Origin of the sequence: Collimonas sp. (assembly GCF_039923675.1) — a bacterium.
GTDB lineage: Bacteria > Pseudomonadota > Gammaproteobacteria > Burkholderiales > Burkholderiaceae_D > Collimonas.
In genome coordinates this window covers 90,775-112,433 of the sequence record NZ_JBDTCG010000052.1, presented here as the reverse complement: position 1 = coordinate 112,433, position 21,659 = coordinate 90,775, and the positions used below count along the sequence as shown (strand labels likewise).

General features: G+C 56.9%; 19 protein-coding genes. 17 read left to right on the top strand and 2 right to left on the bottom strand.

Annotated elements, in window-relative coordinates; translation table 11 throughout:
- Positions 1-333: 333 nt before the first annotated feature.
- From pstS to ABI171_RS10090, 8 genes are all read left to right on the top strand, one after another.
- Positions 334-1,377, top strand: a complete 1,044-nt coding sequence (gene pstS, locus ABI171_RS10125) for a phosphate ABC transporter substrate-binding protein PstS (protein ID WP_348092432.1) — start codon at positions 334-336, stop codon at positions 1,375-1,377.
- Positions 1,378-1,620: 243 nt separating this feature from the next.
- Entirely contained in the window at positions 1,621-2,649 is a 1,029-nt protein-coding gene (pstC, locus tag ABI171_RS10120; RefSeq protein ID WP_348092431.1) for a phosphate ABC transporter permease subunit PstC, read from the top strand.
- On the top strand, positions 2,646-3,539 hold the full coding sequence (pstA, locus tag ABI171_RS10115; protein WP_348092430.1) for a phosphate ABC transporter permease PstA: 894 nt from the start codon (positions 2,646-2,648) through the stop codon (positions 3,537-3,539). The genes pstC and pstA overlap by 4 nt, the downstream gene beginning before the upstream one ends.
- 64 nt (positions 3,540-3,603) lie before the next feature.
- Complete coding sequence (pstB, locus tag ABI171_RS10110) at positions 3,604-4,404, top strand: phosphate ABC transporter ATP-binding protein PstB (RefSeq protein ID WP_348092429.1); 801 nt, start codon at positions 3,604-3,606, stop codon at positions 4,402-4,404.
- Positions 4,405-4,475: 71 nt separating this feature from the next.
- Positions 4,476-5,180 carry a phosphate signaling complex protein PhoU gene (gene phoU / locus ABI171_RS10105; protein ID WP_348092428.1) on the top strand — a complete coding sequence of 235 codons (705 nt, stop codon included), beginning with the start codon at positions 4,476-4,478 and terminating at the stop codon, positions 5,178-5,180.
- Between the two features lie 32 nt (positions 5,181-5,212).
- The gene (locus tag ABI171_RS10100; RefSeq protein ID WP_098496642.1) at positions 5,213-5,902 is read left to right on the top strand and encodes a winged helix-turn-helix domain-containing protein; all 690 of its coding nucleotides are present in this window, start codon (positions 5,213-5,215) and stop codon (positions 5,900-5,902) included.
- 96 nt (positions 5,903-5,998) lie between these two features.
- Positions 5,999-7,303, top strand: coding sequence for a phosphate regulon sensor histidine kinase PhoR (phoR, locus tag ABI171_RS10095; RefSeq protein ID WP_348092427.1), 1,305 nt, complete (start codon positions 5,999-6,001; stop codon positions 7,301-7,303).
- 271 nt (positions 7,304-7,574) lie between these two features.
- The gene (locus ABI171_RS10090; protein ID WP_348092517.1) at positions 7,575-8,393 is read left to right on the top strand and encodes a patatin-like phospholipase family protein; all 819 of its coding nucleotides are present in this window, start codon (positions 7,575-7,577) and stop codon (positions 8,391-8,393) included.
- Between the two features lie 202 nt (positions 8,394-8,595).
- On the opposite strand, the gene ABI171_RS10085 is transcribed toward ABI171_RS10090, so the two are convergent.
- Positions 8,596-9,168 carry a C40 family peptidase gene (locus tag ABI171_RS10085; RefSeq protein ID WP_348092426.1) on the bottom strand — a complete coding sequence of 191 codons (573 nt, stop codon included), beginning with the start codon at positions 9,166-9,168 and terminating at the stop codon, positions 8,596-8,598.
- Between the two features lie 271 nt (positions 9,169-9,439).
- On the opposite strand from ABI171_RS10085, the gene ABI171_RS10080 reads away from it, so the two are divergent.
- The 5 genes from ABI171_RS10080 (at position 9,440) to ABI171_RS10060 (ending at position 15,898) form a co-directional block, all read left to right on the top strand.
- Positions 9,440-9,847 (top strand): heme-binding protein, encoded by a 408-nt coding sequence (locus ABI171_RS10080; RefSeq protein ID WP_348092425.1) that lies wholly within the window; start codon positions 9,440-9,442, stop codon positions 9,845-9,847.
- Between the two features lie 427 nt (positions 9,848-10,274).
- Entirely contained in the window at positions 10,275-11,453 is a 1,179-nt protein-coding gene (gene carA / locus ABI171_RS10075) for a glutamine-hydrolyzing carbamoyl-phosphate synthase small subunit (RefSeq protein ID WP_348092424.1), read from the top strand.
- The gene (gene carB, locus ABI171_RS10070; RefSeq protein ID WP_348092423.1) at positions 11,446-14,667 is read left to right on the top strand and encodes a carbamoyl-phosphate synthase large subunit; all 3,222 of its coding nucleotides are present in this window, start codon (positions 11,446-11,448) and stop codon (positions 14,665-14,667) included. The genes carA and carB overlap by 8 nt, the downstream gene beginning before the upstream one ends.
- Positions 14,668-14,864: 197 nt before the next feature.
- On the top strand, positions 14,865-15,341 hold the full coding sequence (greA, locus tag ABI171_RS10065) for a transcription elongation factor GreA (RefSeq protein ID WP_348092422.1): 477 nt from the start codon (positions 14,865-14,867) through the stop codon (positions 15,339-15,341).
- Between the two features lie 95 nt (positions 15,342-15,436).
- A complete protein-coding gene (locus ABI171_RS10060; RefSeq protein ID WP_348092421.1) occupies positions 15,437-15,898 on the top strand; it encodes a DUF4149 domain-containing protein in 462 nt (153 codons plus the stop codon).
- Between the two features lie 131 nt (positions 15,899-16,029).
- On the opposite strand, the gene ABI171_RS10055 is transcribed toward ABI171_RS10060, so the two are convergent.
- On the bottom strand, positions 16,030-16,500 hold the full coding sequence (locus ABI171_RS10055; protein ID WP_348092420.1) for a YhbY family RNA-binding protein: 471 nt from the start codon (positions 16,498-16,500) through the stop codon (positions 16,030-16,032).
- Positions 16,501-16,531: 31 nt separating this feature from the next.
- On the opposite strand from ABI171_RS10055, the gene ABI171_RS10050 reads away from it, so the two are divergent.
- From ABI171_RS10050 to glmM, 4 genes are all read left to right on the top strand, one after another.
- Entirely contained in the window at positions 16,532-17,176 is a 645-nt protein-coding gene (locus tag ABI171_RS10050) for an RlmE family RNA methyltransferase (protein ID WP_348092419.1), read from the top strand.
- A 240-nt stretch (positions 17,177-17,416) separates the two neighbouring features.
- Positions 17,417-19,303: an ATP-dependent zinc metalloprotease FtsH gene (gene ftsH / locus ABI171_RS10045; RefSeq protein WP_348092418.1), complete on the top strand. Its 1,887-nt coding sequence runs from the start codon at positions 17,417-17,419 to the stop codon at positions 19,301-19,303.
- Between the two features lie 118 nt (positions 19,304-19,421).
- A complete protein-coding gene (folP, locus tag ABI171_RS10040) occupies positions 19,422-20,267 on the top strand; it encodes a dihydropteroate synthase (protein ID WP_348092417.1) in 846 nt (281 codons plus the stop codon).
- 46 nt (positions 20,268-20,313) lie between these two features.
- Complete coding sequence (gene glmM, locus ABI171_RS10035; protein ID WP_348092416.1) at positions 20,314-21,651, top strand: phosphoglucosamine mutase; 1,338 nt, start codon at positions 20,314-20,316, stop codon at positions 21,649-21,651.
- Positions 21,652-21,659: the final 8 nt, after the last annotated feature.

The window sequence follows — 21,659 nt, the reverse complement described above, 5'->3', positions numbered from 1 at the left end:
TCATGGTAGGGCGGAGTGTATGCAGTGAATATGACAGCTTGATGAAGAAAATGGAAGTGTTGTACAGGTTCTATATTGTCATATCGATAAGTGGTCCTCCAGCGATTCTTGTCCCGTAACCACGCTTAAATTGCGGTGCAGCAATTGTTATTTTACTGGCAATCCAATGTCCGTAACATTCATTTTTCCCTCGTCATAAAGCTGTCATAAATCTTGGTTAGAGTTCGCCCTGTCTTAGGGGCTGTTGTGAAATCGACTTCCTTGCGAGGAGATGAATTTCACAACAGTCTCGACTCGGGCACACCATATCTATAGTCAACAAGGGAGTAATAAATGCGATTGAATCACCTCGTCAAAGCCGCCATTCTCGCGATGGGTTCGACAGTAGCGGTTTCTTCAGTCATGGCTGCCGAAATTACCGGCGCCGGCGCTTCTTTTCCTTATCCGATTTACTCCAAGTGGGCTGAAGCCTACAAGGGCGCAACCGGCAACAGCCTGAACTACCAATCGATCGGTTCCGGCGGCGGCATCAAGCAGATCAAAGCCAAGACAGTGGATTTCGGTGCGTCCGACATGCCGTTGAAGGTGGAAGACCTGAACGCCGACAACCTGGCGCAGTTCCCTGCGATCATGGGCGGCGTGGTGCCGGTCGTGAACCTGGATGGTGTGACTCCGGGCGAGATCAAGCTGACAGGTCCGTTGCTGGCCGAGATCTATCTGGGCAAGATCACCAAATGGAATGCACCTGAAATCACGGCCCTGAATCCAGGCGTGAAATTGCCGGCAGCCGATATCACCGTGGTCTACCGCGCTGACGGTTCGGGCACATCGTTTGTGTTCACCAGCTACCTGTCGAAGACCAGCCCTGACTTCAAGAGCGTCGTCGGTGCCGGTACCGCGGTCAAATGGCCAGTCGGCGTAGGCGGCAAGGGTAACGAAGGCGTTTCCGCCAACGTGCAAAAGATCAAGGGCTCGATCGGCTATGTTGAATATGCCTATGCCAAGAAAAACAAACTGCTGCACACTCAGCTGAAAAATCGTGACGGCAGCTTTGTGCAACCGGACGACGAAACTTTCAAGGCCGCCGCAGCCGGCGCCGACTGGGCCAAGACGCCAGGTTTCGCAGTGGACTTCACTGACGCAGCCGGCAAGACCAGCTGGCCTATCACCAGCGCTTCGTTCATCCTGATCCACAAAACCCAGGCTGACGCAGCCAAGGGCAAGGAAGTCTTGAAGTTCTTTGAATGGGCTTACAAGAACGGCGGCGCATCGGCTACCGAACTGGACTACGTGGCGATTCCTGCTTCGGTGGTCAAACTGGTCGAAGAGTCCTGGAAAGCGCAAATCAAGGACAACGCCGGTAAGGCAGTCTGGTAATTGTTTTAACGCGATGCGGGCCCTGGTCCGCATCGCAAGTGTTTGTTGATGTTTGTTGATGTAGATATTTCATCTATTTTTAATTGTGCAACGAGCAGCGGTCAGGGAAAATTGATCTGCTGCTCGCGTCGTTGAATACTTTTAGTACACCTAGTCTCCACGCGAAACATCTTCAGGTCGAGCGCGGTCCGGCTGCCGGAAGTTTTGCCGCCGCATCTTATTCTTCATCGGATATCGCTACTCATGAGTGCAAATATTCCTGTCATGGCACAATCGATCTCACCCCAGACAAGCTCCGCTGAACAGGCGGGTTTATCGCATCAGACCTTGCTTGCCACGATGCGCAAGCAACGGATCCAGGATTTTCTGTTCCACAAGGTTACGCTGCTGTTTTCACTGATCGTGCTGCTGGTTTTGCTGGGGATTATCGTCTGCCTGGCGATCGGTGCCTGGCCGGTATTCCACGAATTTGGTCCTTCCTTCATCACCACCGTGGACTGGGATCCGGTCAACGACCATTACGGCGCCATGATTGCAATCGTCGGCACGCTGGTGACCTCGTTCATCGCGCTGGTGATCGCGTTCCCGGTCAGTTTCGGGATTGCGCTGTTCCTGACTGAAATCTGCCCGGCCAAGCTGCGCCGGCCGTTAGGCACGGCGGTAGAACTGCTGGCCGGCGTGCCAAGCATCATCTACGGCATGTGGGGGCTGTTTGTGTTTGCGCCGCTGTTTGCCGAGTACGGCCAGCCGTTCCTGGCTTCCACGCTGGGCAATGTGCCGCTCATCGGGGTCTTGTTCAGCGGCCCTAAAATGGGCATAGGCCTGTTGACCGCGGGCCTGATCCTGGCGGTCATGATCATTCCATTTATTTCCTCCGTGATGCGCGACGTCTTTGAAGTCGTCCCCGCCGTGTTGAAAGAATCGGCCTACGGCCTTGGTTGCACCCGTTGGGAAGTGGTGCGCAAGGTGGTGCTGCCGTATGCAAAAACCGGTGTTGTCGGCGGTGTCATGCTGGGCCTGGGCCGGGCCTTGGGCGAGACCATGGCGGTGACTTTCGTGATCGGCAATGCGCAGCGCTTGTCGTGGTCGCTGTTTGCCTCGGGCAACAGTATCGCGTCGACCTTGGCCAATGAAATTGCCGAAGCTTCCACCACGCTGCACGTGTCGGCCTTGTTTGCGCTGGGCTTGATCCTGTTCGTGATTACCTTCATCGTCTTGTCGATCGCTAAAATCATGCTGATGGGCATGTCCCGTAAAGAAGGCACCAAATGAGTCATTCCCTGCAAGCGGACACTGATGTCCTGGCCAGCCGGCAAGTCAATCCGGTCTATCGCAAACGCCTGTTGATGCATCGTATCGGCATGGTGCTGTCGTTCCTGGCCATGGCCATGGGAATTGCCGTGCTGGCATGGATTCTGGCGACCTTGGTGATCAAGGGCTTCGGCGCGCTGAACATGGGCATCCTGACGCAAAATACACCGGCTCCCGGCTCTGGCGCCGGCGGCTTGCTGAATCCGATTATCGGTAGCCTGATGCTGGTGGGCCTGGCGACCGTGATCAGCACGCCGATCGGCATCCTGGCCGGCATCTACCTGGCCGAGTACGGCGAAGAAAGCAAGCTGGCGCAGGTGACGCGTTTCGTGACCGACATCATGTTGTCGGCGCCATCGATCGTGATCGGCTTGTTCGTTTATGCGATTTACGTTGCCAAGGTCGGGCACTTCTCCGGCTGGGCCGGCTCCTTTGCGCTATCGCTGATTGCGGTCCCGGTGGTAGTGCGCACCACCGACAACATGCTGAAGCTGGTGCCGGGCAATCTGCGCGAAGCAGCATTCGCCCTCGGTGCGCCGCGCTGGAAAGTCGCCTTGCTGGTGCGTCTGCGCGCGGTCAAGGCCGGCGTCGTTACCGGCGTCTTGCTGGCGGTGGCGCGCATCGCCGGCGAAACTGCGCCGCTGTTGTTCACTGCGTTGAATAACCAGTTCTTCAGCACCAACATGAACAAGCCGATCGCCAACCTGCCGGTAGTCATCAGCCAGTTTGCGATGAGCCCGTTTGACAACTGGGTGCCGCTGGCATGGGGCGGGGCGTTGCTGATCACCTTCAGTGTGCTGGCCTTGAACATCGTTTCGCGCTCATTATTCAGCCAGAAAATTCCGGGCTGAGTTTCAGACTGAATTTCAGGCTTATGTATTCAATTAGATTGCCATCCTTATCATGCAAACCTCAATGAAACCGAATCAATTCGAAATGAATTCCATGAAGACGCCAATGAAGCCGCCGACCATAGAAATCTCGCAGCTGAATTTTTTCTACGGCAATTTCCAGGGCTTGAAGAATATCAATCTGCAAGTGAATGAAAAGAAAGTGACCGCATTTATCGGCCCGTCGGGTTGCGGTAAATCGACCTTGCTGCGCACGCTCAATCGCATGTATGACCTGTATCCAGGCCAGCGCGCCGAAGGCAAGATCATGTATGCCGGCCGCAATATCCTGGAGCCGGGGCAAGACCTGAACATGTTGCGCGCCAAGGTCGGCATGGTCTTCCAGAAGCCGACGCCGTTTCCTATGTCGATCTACGACAACATCGCTTTCGGTATCCGCCTGTACGAAAATCTGCCCAAGGGTGAAATGGATGAACGCGTCGAATGGGCGTTGTCCAAGGCGGCATTGTGGGGCGAAGTCAAGGACAAGCTGAACAAGAGCGGCCTGAGCCTGTCCGGTGGCCAGCAACAACGTTTGTGCATCGCCCGCAGTGTTGCGGTACGCCCGGATGTCTTGCTGCTCGATGAGCCGACTTCTGCGCTAGACCCGATTTCGACTGCCAAGGTAGAAGAACTGATCAGCGAATTGAAGCAGGATTACACCATCGCCATCGTCACTCACAACATGCAACAGGCTGCACGCTGTTCAGATTTTACCGCCTATATGTATCTGGGCGAGCTGGTGGAGTTCGGCGAGACCGACCAGATTTTCATGAATCCAGCGCGCAAGGAAACCCAGGATTACATTACCGGCCGTTTTGGTTGATACGCGAACTTCGCGAACCCAGGTTAACCTCAGGTTAACAATACACACCGCAAAGAACAGAGAGAAAACAGATGACTGGCGAACACTCCTCAAAACAATACGACACGGATTTGGAAACCATACGTTCCAAAGTGTTGCTCATGGGCGGTCTGGTTGAGCGGCAGTTCCAGGAAGCGATCAATGTTTTCCGTAACGGCAACCTGGATACGGCGGAACGGGTGATCAAGGATGACGACCAGGTCAATCGCCTGGAAGTCGAACTGGACGACGCCTGCAGCCACCTGATCGTGCGTCGCCAGCCAACCGCCAACGATCTGCGCACCGTGATGGCCACCATCAAGGTGATTACCGACCTGGAGCGCATCGGCGACGAAGCCGCCAAAATCGCCCGCACCGCGATTCACTTGCACAAGCGTGGCATCGGCACCATCGACCATACCGAAACCGTGCGTGTAATCGCCAGCGGCGCTGCCGATCTGCTGCATGACGCGCTGGATGCACTGGCGCGGCTGGATGAGAAGCAGGCGATGCGCCTGATCGCGCAGGACGCCGTGATCGATCGCGATTTCCGCTCGATCATGCGTAACCTGATTACCTTCATGATGGAAGATCCACGGACGATTTCTGCATCGATGGATACATTGTGGGTGGCCAAGGCTGTCGAACGGATTGGCGACCATGCCAAGAACATTGCCGAATACGTGATTTACATTGTCGAGGGCAAGGACATCCGTCATACCGACTATGCGGCCAGCCAGCTCGACGACGAAGTTTAATATTTTAATCAATGTTAACTACGCACCCAAAAATGGCTGCTGATAAAACCTCGATCCTGATTATTGAAGACGAGCCGGCGATTGCCGAATTGATAGGCTTCACTATCAAGGAAGCAGGCTGGACCCCGTCCATCGTCCATACCGCTGCGGACGGCTGGGAATTCGTCCAGCGCCGTATGCCGCACCTGGTCTTGCTGGATTGGATGCTGCCGGACCAGAGCGGTCTGCGCCTGTTGTCGCAGATGCGCGCCGACCGCCAGCTGCAATCCATGCTGGTGATGATGCTGACAGCGAAAAGCATGGAAGAGGACAAAGTCCAGGGGCTGGACAACGGCGCCGACGACTATATGACGAAGCCGTTCTCGCCGCGTGAACTGACCTCACGGGTCAAGGCCCTGCTGCGGCGCAAAGGCGGCGACGAAGCTCCGGGCATGATGTCGGCCGGCGCGGTGTCGCTCGATCCGGCCAGCTGTTCGGTCTGCCTGGAGAACCAGAAGATCGATATCGGTCACGCCGAATATCGTTTGCTGAAATTTTTCATGGCCAACCCTGACCGGGTGTTTTCCCGCAGCCAGTTGCTGGACAAGGTCTGGGGTGACCACGTGGTCATCGAGGAACGTACAGTCGACGTCCACGTGCTGCGCTTGCGCAAGGCGCTGCGGGAATCGGAACACCTGATTCGCACCGTGCGCAGCGTCGGCTATATGCTGTCGGCAAAATAGCGCACAATACAAGCCACTACAGTCCTCGGGCAGGCCACCGGCTTGCGCGTCTGGCTGGCCGGCGCAATCGATGCCTCCATCGCTGAATAGTCATTTATGAATCCACAGATGTTGTTCTGGATCCCGGCTTTGCTGCGGATCCTGTTGATCTTTGTCGCCTCAGGCATCGTCTGGGCCTTGTTTGGCGCAACGCCCGGCCTGCTGTTGGGCCTCGCCCTGATGTCGGTGGCGGTGGTGGTGCAACTGCACTACCTGTTCCGTCTCAGCGGCTGGCTGGATAATCCGCGCAGCGAGAAGCTGCCGGACGGCTGGGGCGCCTGGACTGATATTTTTTCACGCCTGTACCGCCTGCGGCGCGACGATGAAAAACACCAGACGGAACTGAGCGAGTGGCTGGCGCGCTTCCGCCAAGCCATGCATTTGCTGCCGGATGGCGTCGTCATCATGGATGACGTGCTGTTCCTGGAGTGGTGCAATCCGGCCGCAGAGCGGCATCTCGGCCTGCAGCACGGACGTGACAAGGGCATGCGCGTGACCAACCTGATCCGCACTCCGGATTTCATCGATTACATCATCCTTGGCCGTTACGACCAGCCGCTAACCTTGAGTTTGCGCGAACGTAAATTGATCGTGCAGATCATTCCGTTTGAAAACCGGCGCCAGATCCTGGTGACGCATGACGCCACCGAATCGGAACGGATCGACATGATGCGCCGCGATTTTATCGCCAATGCCTCGCATGAACTGCGCACGCCGCTGACAGTGATTAACGGCTTCCTGGAGATCGCCCAGGCGCAGCCCGACCTGGACCAGAAAACCCGCTCGGCCCATCTGCAACTGATGACGGAGCAGGGCCACCGCATGCAAAATCTGATTGGCGACATGCTGACTTTGACCCGGCTGGAATCGGTGGATTATCCCTTGCGGCCGGAACCCGTGAATATCGACGCCATGCTGCATAACCTGCTGCTGGAAGCGGAAGTGCTTTCTGCAGGCAAGCACGTGCTTTCGCTGGCGGTCGACGGCCCGGATATCAACGGCAGCCACGACGAGTTGCGCAGCGCCTTTAGCAACTTGATTTCAAATGCGGTGCGCTACACGCCGGCCGGCGGCAAGATCCAGATTGCCTGGCAAAACAGCAAGGCCGGCCCGCAACTGGTGGTCCGCGATTCGGGCATCGGCATCAGCGGCGAGCATATTTCCCGCCTGACCGAGCGCTTTTATCGGGTAGACAAGAGCCGCTCGCGGGAAACCCAGGGCACCGGCCTGGGGCTGGCGATCGTCAAGCACGTGCTGTTGCGCCATCACGGCACGTTGGGCGTAGAGTCGCGGCCAGGCGAAGGTAGCGTATTTACCGTCAGGTTGCCGGCCACCTCGATCGTTGCCGAAGCGGAAGACTAAGTACTGGTCTAAGTACTGGCGGCCTGAGCCGAAGCGGTCAACATCGGCTACAATTCTGCGGCGACTCCCTGTCGCCGGCCGCATTGATTGTCGATGTTGACATCGTTTGCGCGTACCTTGTGCCTCGCCAACCTTGCAGACTGCCATGCCATTTCCGCGTTTACTGTCTTCCTCCCGTTTCGCCATCAGCGTGGCCTTGTGCGCCGCTTTGTCCGCCTGTATCGGAGGGGGGCAAGTCGCACCGCAGACACCAGTGGCCGTGACGCCGACGATGCCGGTTGTTCAGCCGAAAGCCGCCAGACAGATCAAGATCGGCCTGGCGCTGGGTGGCGGCGCGGCCCGTGGTTTTGCCCATATCGGCGTGATCAAGGCGCTGGAATCGCAGGGCATCGTGCCTGATATCGTGGTGGGTACCAGCGCCGGCAGCGTAGTCGGCGCCATGTATGCCGCTGGTAACAACGGCTTTGCACTGCAAAAGATTGCACTGCAAATGGACGAGGCTGCAATTTCGGACTGGTCGGTGCCGTTTTTCGCCAAGGTCAGCGGCGTGCTGAAGGGCGAGGCGATCCAGAATTACGTCAACAAGACCATCCACAATGTGCCGATTGAAAAATTGAAGATTCCTTTCGGCGCGGTGGCGACGGATTTGAATACCGGCGCACCCATCCTGTTCCGCCGTGGCAATACAGGAGTCGCCGTGCGCGCCTCTTCAGCGGTGCCCGGCGTGTTCCAGTCGGTGGTTGTCGGCGGTCGGCAATATGTCGACGGTGGCTTGGTGTCGCCGGTGCCGGTGCGTTTTGCGCATGAAATGGGGGCGGATTTCGTGATCGCCGTGAATATTTCCGCGTCGCCGGAAGCGCAGGCGGCTTCCAGCTCGGTCGATGTGCTGCTGCAGACTTTTGCGATCATGGGCCAAAGCATCAACAACTACGAATTGAAAGATGCGGATATTGTCATCCGTCCCGAGCTGGGAGCGATGAAAGGTAATGATTTCGCCGCGCGCAATATTGCGATCCTGGCAGGCGAACAGGCGACCATGGCGCAAATGGCAATCATCAAAAAGAAGCTGAAGGACAAGCGCGACGAGTAAGTCAGGATAATGGCTTTCCGGGGAATCAGATTTTGTTCAGTTTTTAGTAGAGGGCTGGCTTGGCGTGGCCGACAGCCTATTCAAAAGACGGGCAATTTCAGGTGGATCGCTGTGGCTGGTAGCTGCAAATTAAAAAGCCCCTGGCAGTCTTGGACTGGCAGGGGCTTTTTGCGTCAAGAACAACATGTGCTGTCTTTGTGGATTACTGGTGGTTGTCGCTATCCGGTTCCGGGTCGTTAATGCGGCGTGCACCATTAAAGCGTGATTTCCAGTAGCTCAGATCCATACTCTCAATGCGGACCTTGCCGCCAGTAGAAGGGGCGTGAATGAATTTGTTGTCGCCGAGGTAGATGCCGACGTGGGAGAAGCTGCGGCGCAACGTGTTATAGAACACCAGGTCGCCCGGCTGCAAATCCTGTTTGTCGATTTTTTCGCCGCTGCGGCTCAGCTCTGCCGCCGTGCGGGGAACGTTGACGCCCCAGGCATCCTTGAATACGTAACGCACCAGGCCGCTGCAATCAAGCCCGTTTTCCGGGTTGTTGCCACCGTATTTGTAATGAATGCCAATCATGCCCATCGCGCTGACTGCCAGGTCCGAGGCGCGGTCGGTGAATTGCTGGAGTTTGCTGCGAGTGCTAAGCGGCTGGGGTTGAGGTCGCAAGTCGAATTCGGTAATGTCAGATGCTCGCGCGGGACTGCACAGCCACAAACTGGCAATCAGTGTGCAAGCCAGGGCCAGGGTCTGGAATAGTGGGAAGGCTTCTTTAATCGTCATCGTGTTAGATGGGCTCTGTGACATTACGACCGCATGAATGTAAGGGAATAAGAGTCGCCTGTCAAACCTGTCAGGCGAAAGAGCGTTACTATATCATGACAATTTTACAATTAAAATCGGATCTATCCTACATTGAGCCAAGCTTGGTCCGAATTCCTGATTCTTTAAAGCAAGTAGCGGGCCAGAAATAATCTGGCGGGAAGGCGGTTGCGGCGAGTGCCTATTGCGATGCACTAAAGTACAATTATCTCTATTTTCACAAGGAGCAAAAATGAAATCGAAACAGGTATTGACACTCGATGATGTCAAGAAAATTGCTGCTGCGGCAGAGGCTGAAGCACTGAAGAATCATTGGGCGGTGACGATTTCGATCGTGGACGAAGGCGGCCACCTGCTTTGGCTGCAGCGCCTGGACGGCGCAGCGCCTATTTCGGCCCACATTTCACCAGCCAAGGCCAAGACCTCGGCGCTGGGCCAGCGCGAATCGAAAATCTATGAAGACATGATCAACAATGGTCGTTTTTCATTCATTACCGCGCCAAACCTGGAAGGTCTGCTCGAAGGCGGTGTGCCTATCGTGATTGGCGGCGAGTATCTTGGTGCGGTCGGCGTTTCCGGCGTGAAATCGACCGAAGATGTGCAAATTGCCAAGGCGGGTATTGCCGCACTGAGCGCGTAAGCTGAAGTTGTGAAAATGCAGTTGCAGAGATGGTCGGGGTTGCGACCCTGGCGATCTGCAACTGTGCTTTTTGATGTGAATCCGATTGCTTGCCGTTCGTTTGCTGTCAAATCGACAGGTTGACATTTATCGACATCTTGGCGAAATTTGAGCGATGTTTTGTCAGTCTTGTTGTCTTCCGGCTAACGCTAATCATCCGGCGTAATTATTTATACAAAAATCCTCAGCTTGGCATCGGTTCAGATTGCCGGGCAGGTCGTTGTCGGCTATAATTGCAGGGTTTAGCCCAATTTACTCCGCCGTAGCGCATACCACCTTCCATATCGTCCAAAAAAGACTAATAAAGCCGCCAAATCAACACTGTTTGGGGTTTCATAGCGGTCGTTTGGCGCAGCGCAGCGGCGGTAACAACATCAGGAGTTACCCCTTGCAGCCATTTTTTTCTGGCCTCACCGTACCGGCCATCCTCGCGCTAGCAGATGGGACGATTTTCCAAGGTACCTCCATTGGCGCCGTTGGTCATACGACAGGTGAAGTCGTTTTCAACACCGCCATGACCGGCTACCAGGAAATCCTCACAGATCCAAGCTACAGCCGCCAGATCGTCACTCTCACTTACCCGCATATCGGCAATACCGGCGTCAATAAAGAGGATGTCGAATCCTCCCGGATTCACGCTGCCGGCCTGATCATTCGCGATCTGCCGCGGCTGGTATCGAATTTCCGATCCACTCAGACGCTCGATGACTATTTGAAAGAATCGAACATCGTCGCCATCGCCGACATCGATACTCGCAAGCTGACCCGTATCCTGCGCGAAAAAGGTGCGCAGGGCGGTGCCATCGTTGCCGGTGAAGCCGACATCGCCGCCGCTACCGCCAAAGCGCTGGAACTGGCGCGCGGCTTTCCCGGCCTGGCCGGCATGGACTTGGCCAAGGTGGTCTCGACCACCAAGGCTTACAGCTGGAGCGAAACCGAATGGCGTCTGGGCCGCGGCTACGACCAGCAGATCACCCCTAAGTATCACGTGGTGGCGTTCGACTATGGCGTCAAGTTCAACATCCTGCGCATGCTGGCGCAACGCGGCTGCAAGATTACCGTGCTGCCGGCCCAGGCTTCCGCGGCCGATGCGCTGGCGCTCAATCCTGACGGCATTTTCCTGTCCAATGGTCCTGGCGATCCTGAACCTTGCGATTACGCGATTGCCGCCACCAAGGAACTGATCGAGCGCGGCGTGCCGACTTTCGGCATCTGCCTCGGCCACCAGATCATGGCGCTGGCTTCCGGCGCCAAGACGCTGAAGATGAAGTTCGGCCACCACGGCGCCAATCATCCGGTGCAAGACCTGGACAGCAAGCAAGTCATGATCACTTCGCAAAACCACGGTTTTGCAGTGGATGGCGCTACCTTGCCGGCCAACTGCCGCGTGACGCATGTTTCCTTGTTCGACGGCTCGCTGCAAGGCTTTGCCCGCACCGACAAGCCGGCGTTCTGCTTCCAGGGCCACCCGGAAGCGTCGCCCGGCCCGCATGACATCGCCCCCTTGTTCGATCGTTTCATTCAATTGATGAATCAAACGATGTTGGAGAAAAATAAAAATGCCTAAGCGTAGTGATTTAAAAAGTATTCTGATCATCGGCGCCGGCCCGATCATCATCGGCCAGGCTTGCGAGTTCGACTACTCCGGTGCGCAAGCCTGCAAGGCGCTGCGCGAAGAGGGTTATAAAGTCATCCTGGTCAACAGCAACCCGGCGACCATCATGACCGATCCGGAAATGGCTGATGTGACTTACATCGAGCCGATTACCTGGCAGGCAGTGGAACGCATCATTGCCAAGGAAAAGCCGGATGCGATCCTGCCGACCATGGGTGGCCAGACAGCGCTCAACTGCGCGCTCGACCTGCATCGCCACGGCGTCCTGGAAAAGTACAAGGTTGAATTGATCGGCGCTTCCCCGGAAGCTATCGACAAGGCTGAAGACCGCTCCAAGTTCAAGGCCGCCATGACCAAGATCGGTCTTGGTTCGGCTCGTTCCGGCGTTGCCCACAACATGGATGAATCCTGGGGTGTGCAGAAGGAACTCGGCTTTCCGGTCATCATCCGGCCATCGTTCACCATGGGCGGCACCGGCGGCGGTATTGCTTACAACGCTGAAGAATTCGAAACGATTTGCAAGCGCGGCCTGGAAGCATCGCCGACCAAAGAGCTGCTGATCGAAGAATCGCTGATCGGCTGGAAAGAGTATGAGATGGAAGTGGTGCGCGACAAGGCGGACAACTGCATCATCGTCTGCTCGATCGAGAACCTGGATCCGATGGGCGTGCATACCGGTGACTCGATCACGGTAGCGCCGGCGCAAACGCTGACCGACAAGGAATACCAGATCATGCGTAACGCCTCGCTGGCGGTATTGCGCGAGATCGGCGTCGATACCGGCGGTTCCAACGTGCAGTTCTCGGTCAATCCGGCCGACGGCCGCATGATCGTGATCGAAATGAATCCACGCGTATCGCGTTCTTCCGCGCTGGCGTCGAAAGCGACCGGTTTCCCGATCGCCAAGATCGCCGCCAAGCTGGCGGTCGGCTTTACGCTGGACGAGCTGCGCAACGAAATTACCGGCGGTGCGACACCGGCATCGTTCGAGCCTTCGATCGATTACGTGGTCACCAAGATCCCGCGTTTTGCGTTTGAAAAATTTCCGACTGCCGACAACCATCTGACTACCCAGATGAAATCGGTGGGCGAGGTGATGGCGATCGGCCGCACCTTCCAGGAATCTTTCCAGAAAGCCTTGCGCGGCCTCGAAGTCGGCGTCGACGGCATGAACGAAAAGACGCAGGACCGCGAAGTCATCGAAGAAGAACTCGGCGAGCCGGGCCCTGACCGTATCTGGTATGTGGGTGATGCGTTCGCCCAGGGCTTCACGCTGGAAGAAGTGCATCAGCTGACCCATATCGATCCGTGGTTCCTGTCGCAGATCAAGGAAATCGTTGACATCGAACTGTGGCTGGAAAACAGCCAGTCGCTGGAAGCGCTGGATCGCGACACCTTGTTCCGCTTGAAGCAAAAGGGCTTTGGCGACCGTCGCCTGGCCAAGCTGCTCAAGACCACGGATACCGCTGTGCGCCTCAAGCGCCTGGCGCTGAATATCCGTCCGGTCTACAAGCGGGTGGATACTTGCGCCGGTGAGTTTTCGACCAACACTGCTTACATGTACTCGACTTACGAGGAAGAGTGCGAATCGAATCCGACCAACAAGAAAAAGATCATGGTGCTAGGCGGCGGTCCTAACCGTATCGGCCAGGGTATCGAGTTCGATTATTGCTGCGTCCATGCAGCGCTGGCGATGCGCGCAGACGGTTACGAGACCATCATGGTCAACTGTAATCCGGAAACCGTCTCGACCGACTACGACACCTCGGATCGCCTGTATTTCGAACCGGTGACGCTGGAAGACGTGCTGGAAATCGTCGACAAGGAAAAACCGTGGGGCGTGATCGTGCAGTACGGCGGTCAGACGCCTTTGAAGCTCGCACTGGACCTGGAAGCCAATGGCGTGCCGATCGTCGGCACCTCGCCGGACATGATCGACGCCGCCGAAGACCGCGAGCGTTTCCAGAAACTGCTGCACGACTTGAACTTGCGCCAGCCGCCAAACCGTACTGCGCGTACCGAAGAGGATGCCTTGCGCCTGGCGCAGGAAATCGGTTATCCGCTGGTGGTGCGTCCATCGTATGTGCTGGGCGGCCGGGCGATGGAAATCGTTCACGAGCAGCGCGATCTGGAGCGCTACATGCGCGAAGCGGTCAAGGTTTCGCACGACTCGCCGGTATTGCTGGACCGCTTCCTGAACGATGCCATCGAGGTCGACGTTGACTGCCTGTCAGATGGCGAGCGCACCTTTATCGGCGGCGTCATGGAGCATATCGAGCAGGCTGGCGTGCACTCGGGCGACTCGGCCTGTTCGCTGCCGCCTTACTCGCTGGCGCCTGCCACCATCGAAGAAATCAAGCGCCAGACGTCATTGATGGCCAAGGGCTTGAACGTGGTTGGCCTGATGAACGTGCAGTTTGCGATCCAGCAGATCGATGGCAAGGATGTCGTGTTCGTGCTGGAAGTCAATCCGCGCGCCTCGCGTACCGTGCCGTTCGTTTCCAAGGCGACCGGTTTGCAGTTGGCCAAGATTGCGGCGCGTTGCATGGTCGGCCAGTCGCTCGACAGCCAAGGCATCAAGGACGAAGTTGTGCCGAAATACTTCAGCGTCAAGGAAGCGGTATTCCCGTTCGTCAAATTCCCTGGCGTCGACACGATTCTCGGACCGGAAATGAAATCCACCGGTGAGGTGATGGGCGTCGGTAAAACCTTCGGTGAGGCCTTCGTCAAGTCGCAACTCGGCGCCGGCATCAAGCTGCCGACTTCAGGCAAGGTGTTCCTGAGCGTCAAGGGCAGCGACAAGCCGCGCGCGGTCAAGGTTGCCAAGGACCTGGTGGCGATCGGCTTCACGGTGGTGGCGACCAAGGGCACGGCAGCTGCCATCAGCGCGGCCGGCATCCCTGTCGAAACCGTCAACAAGGTGGTCGAAGGGCGTCCGCACGTGGTCGACATGATCAAGAACCATGAAATCTCACTGGTGATCAACACTGTCGAAGAAAAGCGCAGCGCGATTGTCGATTCGCGGGCGATCCGTACTTCGGCGCTGGCGGCCCATGCCACCACCTACACCACGATTGCCGGTGCAGAGGCGGCGGTCGAAGGCATGCGCCATCTGAACGAGTTGCATGTCTATGATTTACAAGGGCTGCATAAAACCTTACACTAAGGTCAGATCAGGATGTGCTTAGGCGCATCCTGAATCGCTTCCGGGCTGCAATTGATGCCTGGCAGCCGCCGAAACGTACAATTTAGCGACAGAAGTTCCTGCGGAGGTCACAAGCGCACCAGTTTCCGGTACGTTTTTGGCCTCCGTGACCTTTTATTGTGTACGTGATAAACCCTATTTAATTGAATACCATCCCTATGAGCTCAGTACCTCTTACCAAACATGGCGCGCAATTGCTGAAAGATGAATTGCATCTTTTGAAAACCAAAGAGCGTCAAGCGGTCATCATGGCCATCGCCGAAGCGCGCGCACATGGCGATCTGTCGGAAAATGCGGATTATGATGCGGCGAAAGAGCGGCAAGGTTTCGTCGAAGGCCGCATCGCCGATCTGGAAGGCAAGCTGGGCGCTGCGTTGGTTATTGACCCGGCAACGCTGGATGCGGATGGACGCGTGGTGTTCGCCTCCACGGTCGATCTGGAAGACCTGGAGTCGGGCGACAAGGTGACCTATCAAATCGTCGGCACCGATGAGGCCGACATCAAGATGTCCAAGGTTTCCGTGACTTCGCCGATCGCCCGTGCGCTGATCGGCAAGACCGCCGGCGACGTGGTCGGCGTACAAGCGCCATCCGGCATTCGTGAATACGAAATCCTGGAAGTCCGCTACATCTAAACGCTGGCCGGCGCAGGGTTGCGCTGCCTGCGCCCTGGTGGCGACGCTAGTTGGATGTGTCGGTTGTGCGTGTGATCAAATATCCGGGAGTATCAATGTTCGTAGTGCGATTCAGATTGTTAATCGCTACCTTGTGGGTCGGTAGTTTGTGGACGGTGGGTTATCTGGTCGCGCCGACCTTGTTTGCCACCTTGCCTGACCGCATGCTGGCGGGCACGATTGCCGGCAGCCTGTTTCGTATCGAGGCCTGGCTGGCAGTGGTCTGTGGCATTCTTCTGGTCATGTTGTTCAGTTATCGTACACATGACGATTCCGCGCCGCTGCGCAAAACCTTGCTGCGCCTGACTTTGCTGATGCTGGCCTGTACCGTGGCGGGATATTTCTGCATCCAGCCATTCATGGCCAGCCTGCGTGAGACAGCGGCCTTGACCGGCGGCGTCATGGCTGACGGCGCCAAGACGCAGTTCGGCATCCTGCATGGCGTTGCCAGCGGGATTTACCTGATCCAGAGTTTGCTGGGCGTCGGCTTGATCTTGAAGTTACGCAGCTTGCGCTAGAAGTCAATCATGGCAGGCCGAAGGGGAAGGGCGCTAGCGGATCCGGCTGGATCCTGGCGCCACCGTATAGGATACAGATACGGTCCCCTCGCCGGGTAGTGCGGTGTCATGGCTGCCGAAGCGGCCGGCCATTAACGACCCAATGCCGATTTCTTGCTGCTCTTCTGACGCGGTTTGGCGCGTTTGATGTTGCCGCCCTGGGTCACGCGCTCATTGCCTTTTACCATGACCTTGGTTACCGATGGCCGCTTGGTGCCGCTTGGGCTTGGTTTGACGATGGTGACTTCGCGCATGCCGCGGCCACGGGTTTCGCTGCGTTCTTTGGCAGCATCTTTTTGCGGGCGGTACAGGACCAGCAGCTTGCCGATATGTTGTACAGGCGCAGCGCCGAGTTTTTCACAAATAGTTTCGTAGATGGCAATCCGTGCCTCGCGATCATCACCGAATACACGCACTTTAATCAGGCCGTGGGCGCTCAGGCTGGAATCGATCTCTTTCAGCAGGGTAGGCTTCAAGCCATCTTCGCTGATCAGGACCACAGGATCCAGACCGTGGGCCTGGGAACGGAGCTCGCTACGCTCGGCAGATGTAAGTTTCAACATAAAAATTCCTTAAAAACGGTATTCTACGCGAATGGCAAAGAAGAAATTAAACAAAAACTGGCTGCACGACCACATTAACGATCCTTATGTGAAGCTGGCGCAAAAAGAAGGCTACCGTGCGCGGGCGGCTTACAAGCTGAAAGAAATCGATGAAATGGACAAGCTGATCAAGCCTGGCCAGATCATTGTCGATCTCGGATCCACGCCGGGCAGTTGGTCGCAATACGCCCGCAACAAGCTGGCGGGGCAGGATGGCGGCGGTATTCACGGCATGATCATCGGTCTCGATATCCTGCCGATGGAGCCGATTGCCGATGTGCATTTCATCCAGGGCGACTTCCGCGAGGCCGACAGCCTGCGCAAGCTGGAGCGTCTGCTCGAGGGCAGGAAGGTGGATCTGGTGCTGTCTGACATGGCGCCGAATCTGTCTGGCATTGCCATCTCCGATGCGGCGCGGATGGAGGAAATTATCGATTTGGCAATTGATTTTGCGCAGCAGCACATGAAGCCGAGCGGCGCCTTGCTGGCGAAGTGTTTCAACGGCACCGGCTACAATGAAGTGCTGATGAAATTCCGTCAGGAATTCAAAACCGTGGCGTCGAGGAAGCCCAAGGCCAGTCGCGACAAATCTTCAGAAATCTTCCTTCTTGGAAAGATGTTAAAAAATCCACGCTAAATCTGCATTAGCCGGCAAATTTTCCTTGAATTTTCATAGGTGCGGCCGCATGTATTGCCGAAGGGGCTGTCTGGAGCGAGGCGAAGTCGAGCTGAAAAAATATTTGTTTAGCTATTTTTTCGGCCATGGCTCCCTAACTCGGGCCATCCTCCTAGCAAGCTGTACCTATTCCGAGTAAAATCAAGGGAATATCTCGATGCTGTACCTATGTCAGGCGCGCAGCGCGTCCAAGGAGTTCTAGTGAACAACATGTTTTCCAAAGCCGCCATCTGGGTGGTTATCGCCCTGGTGCTTTTCACCGTATTCAAGCAGTTTGACGGACGCGGAATGGCCGGCGGAGCAGGGCCGATCGCCTATTCCGACCTGATTACGGAAATCCGGGCCGGGCATATCACCGAGGCGACGCTTGAGGGCAGCAGTATTGTTGCCAGCACTTCGGACGGCAAGAAAGTGAAAACCGCCATCACGATACTGGACCGCGGGCTGATCGGGGACTTGGTCAACAACAACGTCAAGTTCGAAGTCAAGCAGCCGGAAGAACCATCGTTCCTGCAACAGATCTTTATCTCCTGGTTCCCGATGATCCTCTTGTTGGGCGTCTGGATTTTCTTCATGCGCCAGATGCAGGGCGGCGGCAAGGGCGGCGCATTCTCGTTCGGCAAGTCGAAAGCACGCATGCTGGATGAAAATAGCAATACCGTTACCTTTGCTGATGTTGCAGGTTGCGATGAAGCGAAGGAAGAAGTCTCCGAACTGGTCGACTTCCTGCGCGATCCGACCAAATTCCAGAAACTCGGCGGCCGTATTCCTCATGGCGTGCTGCTGGTAGGTCCTCCGGGTACAGGTAAGACTTTGCTGGCGCGTGCGATTGCAGGCGAAGCCAAAGTCCCGTTCTTTACCATTTCCGGTTCGGATTTCGTCGAAATGTTTGTCGGTGTCGGTGCATCGCGCGTACGCGACATGTTCGAAAATGCTAAAAAGCACGCTCCCTGCATTATCTTCATCGATGAAATCGATGCGGTTGGCCGTCATCGCGGCGCCGGCATGGGTGGCGGCAACGACGAACGTGAGCAAACCCTGAACCAGATGCTGGTTGAGATGGACGGCTTCGAACCAAATTCCGGCGTAATCGTGGTCGCGGCCACCAACCGCTCCGATGTGCTGGACAAGGCGCTCTTGCGGCCGGGCCGTTTCGACCGCCAAGTGGTGGTGGGCCTGCCGGATATCCGCGGCCGCGAGCAGATTTTGAACGTCCATATGCGCAAGGTGCCGATTTCGACCGACGTCAAGGCCGATATCCTGGCGCGTGGCACTCCTGGTTTCTCTGGCGCCGACCTGGCCAATCTGGTCAACGAAGCTGCCTTGTTTGCCGCCCGTCGCGTCAAGCGACTGGTCGAGATGCAAGACTTTGAGGATGCCAAGGACAAGATCGTCATGGGCCCTGAACGCAAGTCGGCAGTCATGCGTGAGGAAGAGCGTCGTAATACGGCGTATCACGAATCCGGTCATGCCGTGGTGGCCAAGCTGCTGCCGAAAGCGGATCCGGTGCACAAAGTCACCATCATGCCGCGTGGCTTTGCGCTCGGCCTGACTTGGCAGCTGCCTGAACACGACCGCGTTAACATGTACAAGGACAAGATGCTGGAAGAGATCGCCATCCTGTTCGGTGGTCGTATTTCTGAAGAGATTTTCATGCATCAGATGTCGACCGGCGCATCGAATGACTTCGAGCGGGCCACCAAGCTGGCGCGCGCCATGGTCACTCGCTACGGCATGTCGGAAAGCCTTGGCACTATGGTCTATGAAGATAACGAGCAGGATGCCTATTTCGGCCGCTCGTCCTCGAAGACCGTGTCAGAAGCAACACAGCAAAAGGTCGATGCCGAGATTCGCAGCATTCTCGATCAGCAATACGCTTTGTCGCGCCGTCTGTTAGAGGAAAACAAGGAGAAGGTCGAAGCCATGACCAAGGCTTTGCTGGACTGGGAAACCATCGATGCCGACCAGATCAACGACATCATGGAAGGCCTGGAGCCACGTTTGCCGAAAGCCGGCAGCTCGGTGCGCAAGGCGCCTAGCGACAATTCGTCCGGCGGCGTGTCGCCGAACGCTACCGCACCGGCCTGATCCCGTCAGTAGCGCCTAGCCGGCGTAGCCTGCGAATGAAGATGTATAAGCAAGGGTGAGGAGCGATCCTCGCCCTTTTTATTTGTCTCCGCATATTTCAGACTCACTTAATTTCGATATGCAACAATATTTTCAATGCGGCCGTTACAGGTTGGCAGTCAATACGCCGCAAGCGCGGCCGTTGGTGATGGGTATCCTCAACGTCACCCCCGATTCCTTTTCCGACGGCGGTAGATTCCATGCGCTTGAATTTGCGCTGTCGCATGCCGAGCAGATGATTGCAGACGGTGTCGATATCATCGATATCGGCGGTGAGTCGAGCCGTCCCGGCAGTCCCGCGCTGTCATTGGAAGAAGAGCTGGACCGGGTGATGCCGGCGATCTACGCCTTGCGCGATTGCGGCAAGCCGCTCTCCATCGATACCTACAAGCCGGCAGTCATGCGCGAAGCGATCGCCGCCGGCGCCGACCTGATCAACGATATCAACGGTTTCCGTGCCCCCGGAGCGCTGGAAGCGGTCGGCGACAGTGATTGCGGCTTGTGCGTGATGCATATGCAGGCCGATCCGCAAACCATGCAGTTCAAGCCCGACTATCAGGACGTGGTGGCTGAAGTCAGCGCTTTTCTGAGCGAACGCGTTACTCTCCTGGAGCAGGCTGGTGTTGCAAGAAATCGTATCAGCATCGATCCAGGCTTTGGCTTTGGCAAGACCTTGGCGCATAATGTTGCTTTGTTGCAAAGCATCGGCGATATTCAACGCAGGCTGGACCTGCCGTTGCTGGCGGGAATCTCGCGTAAAACGATGCTGGGCGAACTGACCGGCAAGCCGCTGGAGCGGCGTCTGGCCGGCAGCCTGGCGGCGGCTTTGGCGGCAGTCGCCCAGGGCGCCAAAATCGTGCGGGTGCATGATGTCGCCGAGACTGTCGACGCCCTCAAGGTGTGGCAGGCGGCGCAAGGAATATAAGCAGTCACACGACTGTGCTTGAAAAGAAAACTAACTGAAGGTTGAGATGACAAGAAAATATTTTGGCACCGATGGCGTGCGTGGCCGTGTCGGCGTTGCGCCGATCACACCTGATTTTGTGATGAGGCTGGGCTACGCCGCCGGCAAGGTACTGGCGCAGGAAAAAGCAGTCAGCGGCAGACCAACCGTCCTGATTGGTAAAGACACCCGCGTTTCCGGCTATATGCTGGAAGCTGCGCTGGAAGCCGGTTTTGCCGCCGCCGGCGTGGATGTCATGCTGGCCGGGCCAATGCCGACACCGGCAATTGCTTACCTGACCCGGGCCCTGCGCCTGGCTGCCGGCGTGGTGATCTCGGCTTCGCATAATCCGTATGAAGATAACGGCATTAAATTCTTTTCGGCGCAAGGGAATAAATTGCCGGATGCGGTGGAAACCGCGATTGAAGCAGCGCTGGAACTGCCGATGGATTGCGTCGCCTCCGACAAGCTGGGCAAGGCAAGGCGTCTGGACGACGCGGCAGGCCGTTACATCGAATTTTGCAAAAGCACCTTTCCCAATGAACTCGACCTGCGCGGGCTGAGGATCGTGGTCGATAGCGCCCACGGCGCTGCTTACCATATCGCACCACACGTATTCCACGAGCTGGGGGCAGAAGTGATCGCCATCGGCAATCAGCCTAATGGCTTCAACATCAATGACGGCTTCGGCGCCACCGCGCCGGATGCCCTGTCGCTGGCGGTGCGCGCCAACCGCGCAGACATCGGCATCGCGCTGGATGGCGATGCCGATCGTTTGCTGATGGTGGATGCAACCGGCCGCATCTACAATGGCGACGAATTGTTGTACGTGATGGTCAAGGACCGCATGAAGATTGGCGAAGTGAAAGGCGCGGTCGGCACCTTGATGACGAATATGGCGCTGGAAGTGGCGTTCCGTCAGATGGGCGTCGAGTTTGCGCGCTCCAAGGTCGGCGACCGCTACGTGCTGGAAGTGATGAAAGAGCGCGGCTGGATCCTCGGTGGCGAAGGCTCGGGCCATCTGCTGTGCCTGGACAAGCACACTACCGGCGACGGCATCGTTTCGGCCTTGCAAGTGTTATCGGCCTTGAAGCGCACCGGCGAAACGCTGGCCGAGCTGACTGCCGATATCGCGCTTTATCCGCAAACCCTGATCAACGTGAAGGTGAGCGCGGGCTTCGACTGGCAGAAAAATCCTGCGATGGTGGCGGAGAAAGACGCCGTCGAGCGCGAGCTGGGCGATAATGGCCGCGTGCTGATTCGCGCCTCGGGCACCGAGCCGCTGATTCGCGTCATGGTCGAAGCCAAGAGCGCCGACCTGGCGCAAGCGATGGCGCGCCGGATTGCGGATAAAGTGACGGTTTGAGCCGATAT

Bases quoted from the DNA above. Each gene is read 5' to 3' on its own strand.
- ABI171_RS10085 (WP_348092426.1), bottom strand. From the start codon at position 9,168: ATGACGATTAAAGAAGCCTTCCCACTATTCCAGACCCTGGCCCTGGCT.
- pstC (WP_348092431.1), top strand. From the start codon at position 1,621: ATGAGTGCAAATATTCCTGTCATGGCACAATCGATCTCACCCCAGACA.
- pstS (WP_348092432.1), top strand. From the start codon at position 334: ATGCGATTGAATCACCTCGTCAAAGCCGCCATTCTCGCGATGGGTTCG.
- ABI171_RS10080 (WP_348092425.1), top strand. From the start codon at position 9,440: ATGAAATCGAAACAGGTATTGACACTCGATGATGTCAAGAAAATTGCT.
- pstB (WP_348092429.1), top strand. From the start codon at position 3,604: ATGAAACCGAATCAATTCGAAATGAATTCCATGAAGACGCCAATGAAG.
- phoR (WP_348092427.1), top strand. From the start codon at position 5,999: ATGAATCCACAGATGTTGTTCTGGATCCCGGCTTTGCTGCGGATCCTG.
- ABI171_RS10050 (WP_348092419.1), top strand. From the start codon at position 16,532: ATGGCAAAGAAGAAATTAAACAAAAACTGGCTGCACGACCACATTAAC.
- glmM (WP_348092416.1), top strand. From the start codon at position 20,314: ATGACAAGAAAATATTTTGGCACCGATGGCGTGCGTGGCCGTGTCGGC.
- ABI171_RS10055 (WP_348092420.1), bottom strand. From the start codon at position 16,500: ATGTTGAAACTTACATCTGCCGAGCGTAGCGAGCTCCGTTCCCAGGCC.
- ABI171_RS10060 (WP_348092421.1), top strand. From the start codon at position 15,437: ATGTTCGTAGTGCGATTCAGATTGTTAATCGCTACCTTGTGGGTCGGT.
- phoU (WP_348092428.1), top strand. From the start codon at position 4,476: ATGACTGGCGAACACTCCTCAAAACAATACGACACGGATTTGGAAACC.
- carB (WP_348092423.1), top strand. From the start codon at position 11,446: ATGCCTAAGCGTAGTGATTTAAAAAGTATTCTGATCATCGGCGCCGGC.
- folP (WP_348092417.1), top strand. From the start codon at position 19,422: ATGCAACAATATTTTCAATGCGGCCGTTACAGGTTGGCAGTCAATACG.
- ABI171_RS10100 (WP_098496642.1), top strand. From the start codon at position 5,213: ATGGCTGCTGATAAAACCTCGATCCTGATTATTGAAGACGAGCCGGCG.
- greA (WP_348092422.1), top strand. From the start codon at position 14,865: ATGAGCTCAGTACCTCTTACCAAACATGGCGCGCAATTGCTGAAAGAT.
- ABI171_RS10090 (WP_348092517.1), top strand. From the start codon at position 7,575: ATGCCGGTTGTTCAGCCGAAAGCCGCCAGACAGATCAAGATCGGCCTG.
- pstA (WP_348092430.1), top strand. From the start codon at position 2,646: ATGAGTCATTCCCTGCAAGCGGACACTGATGTCCTGGCCAGCCGGCAA.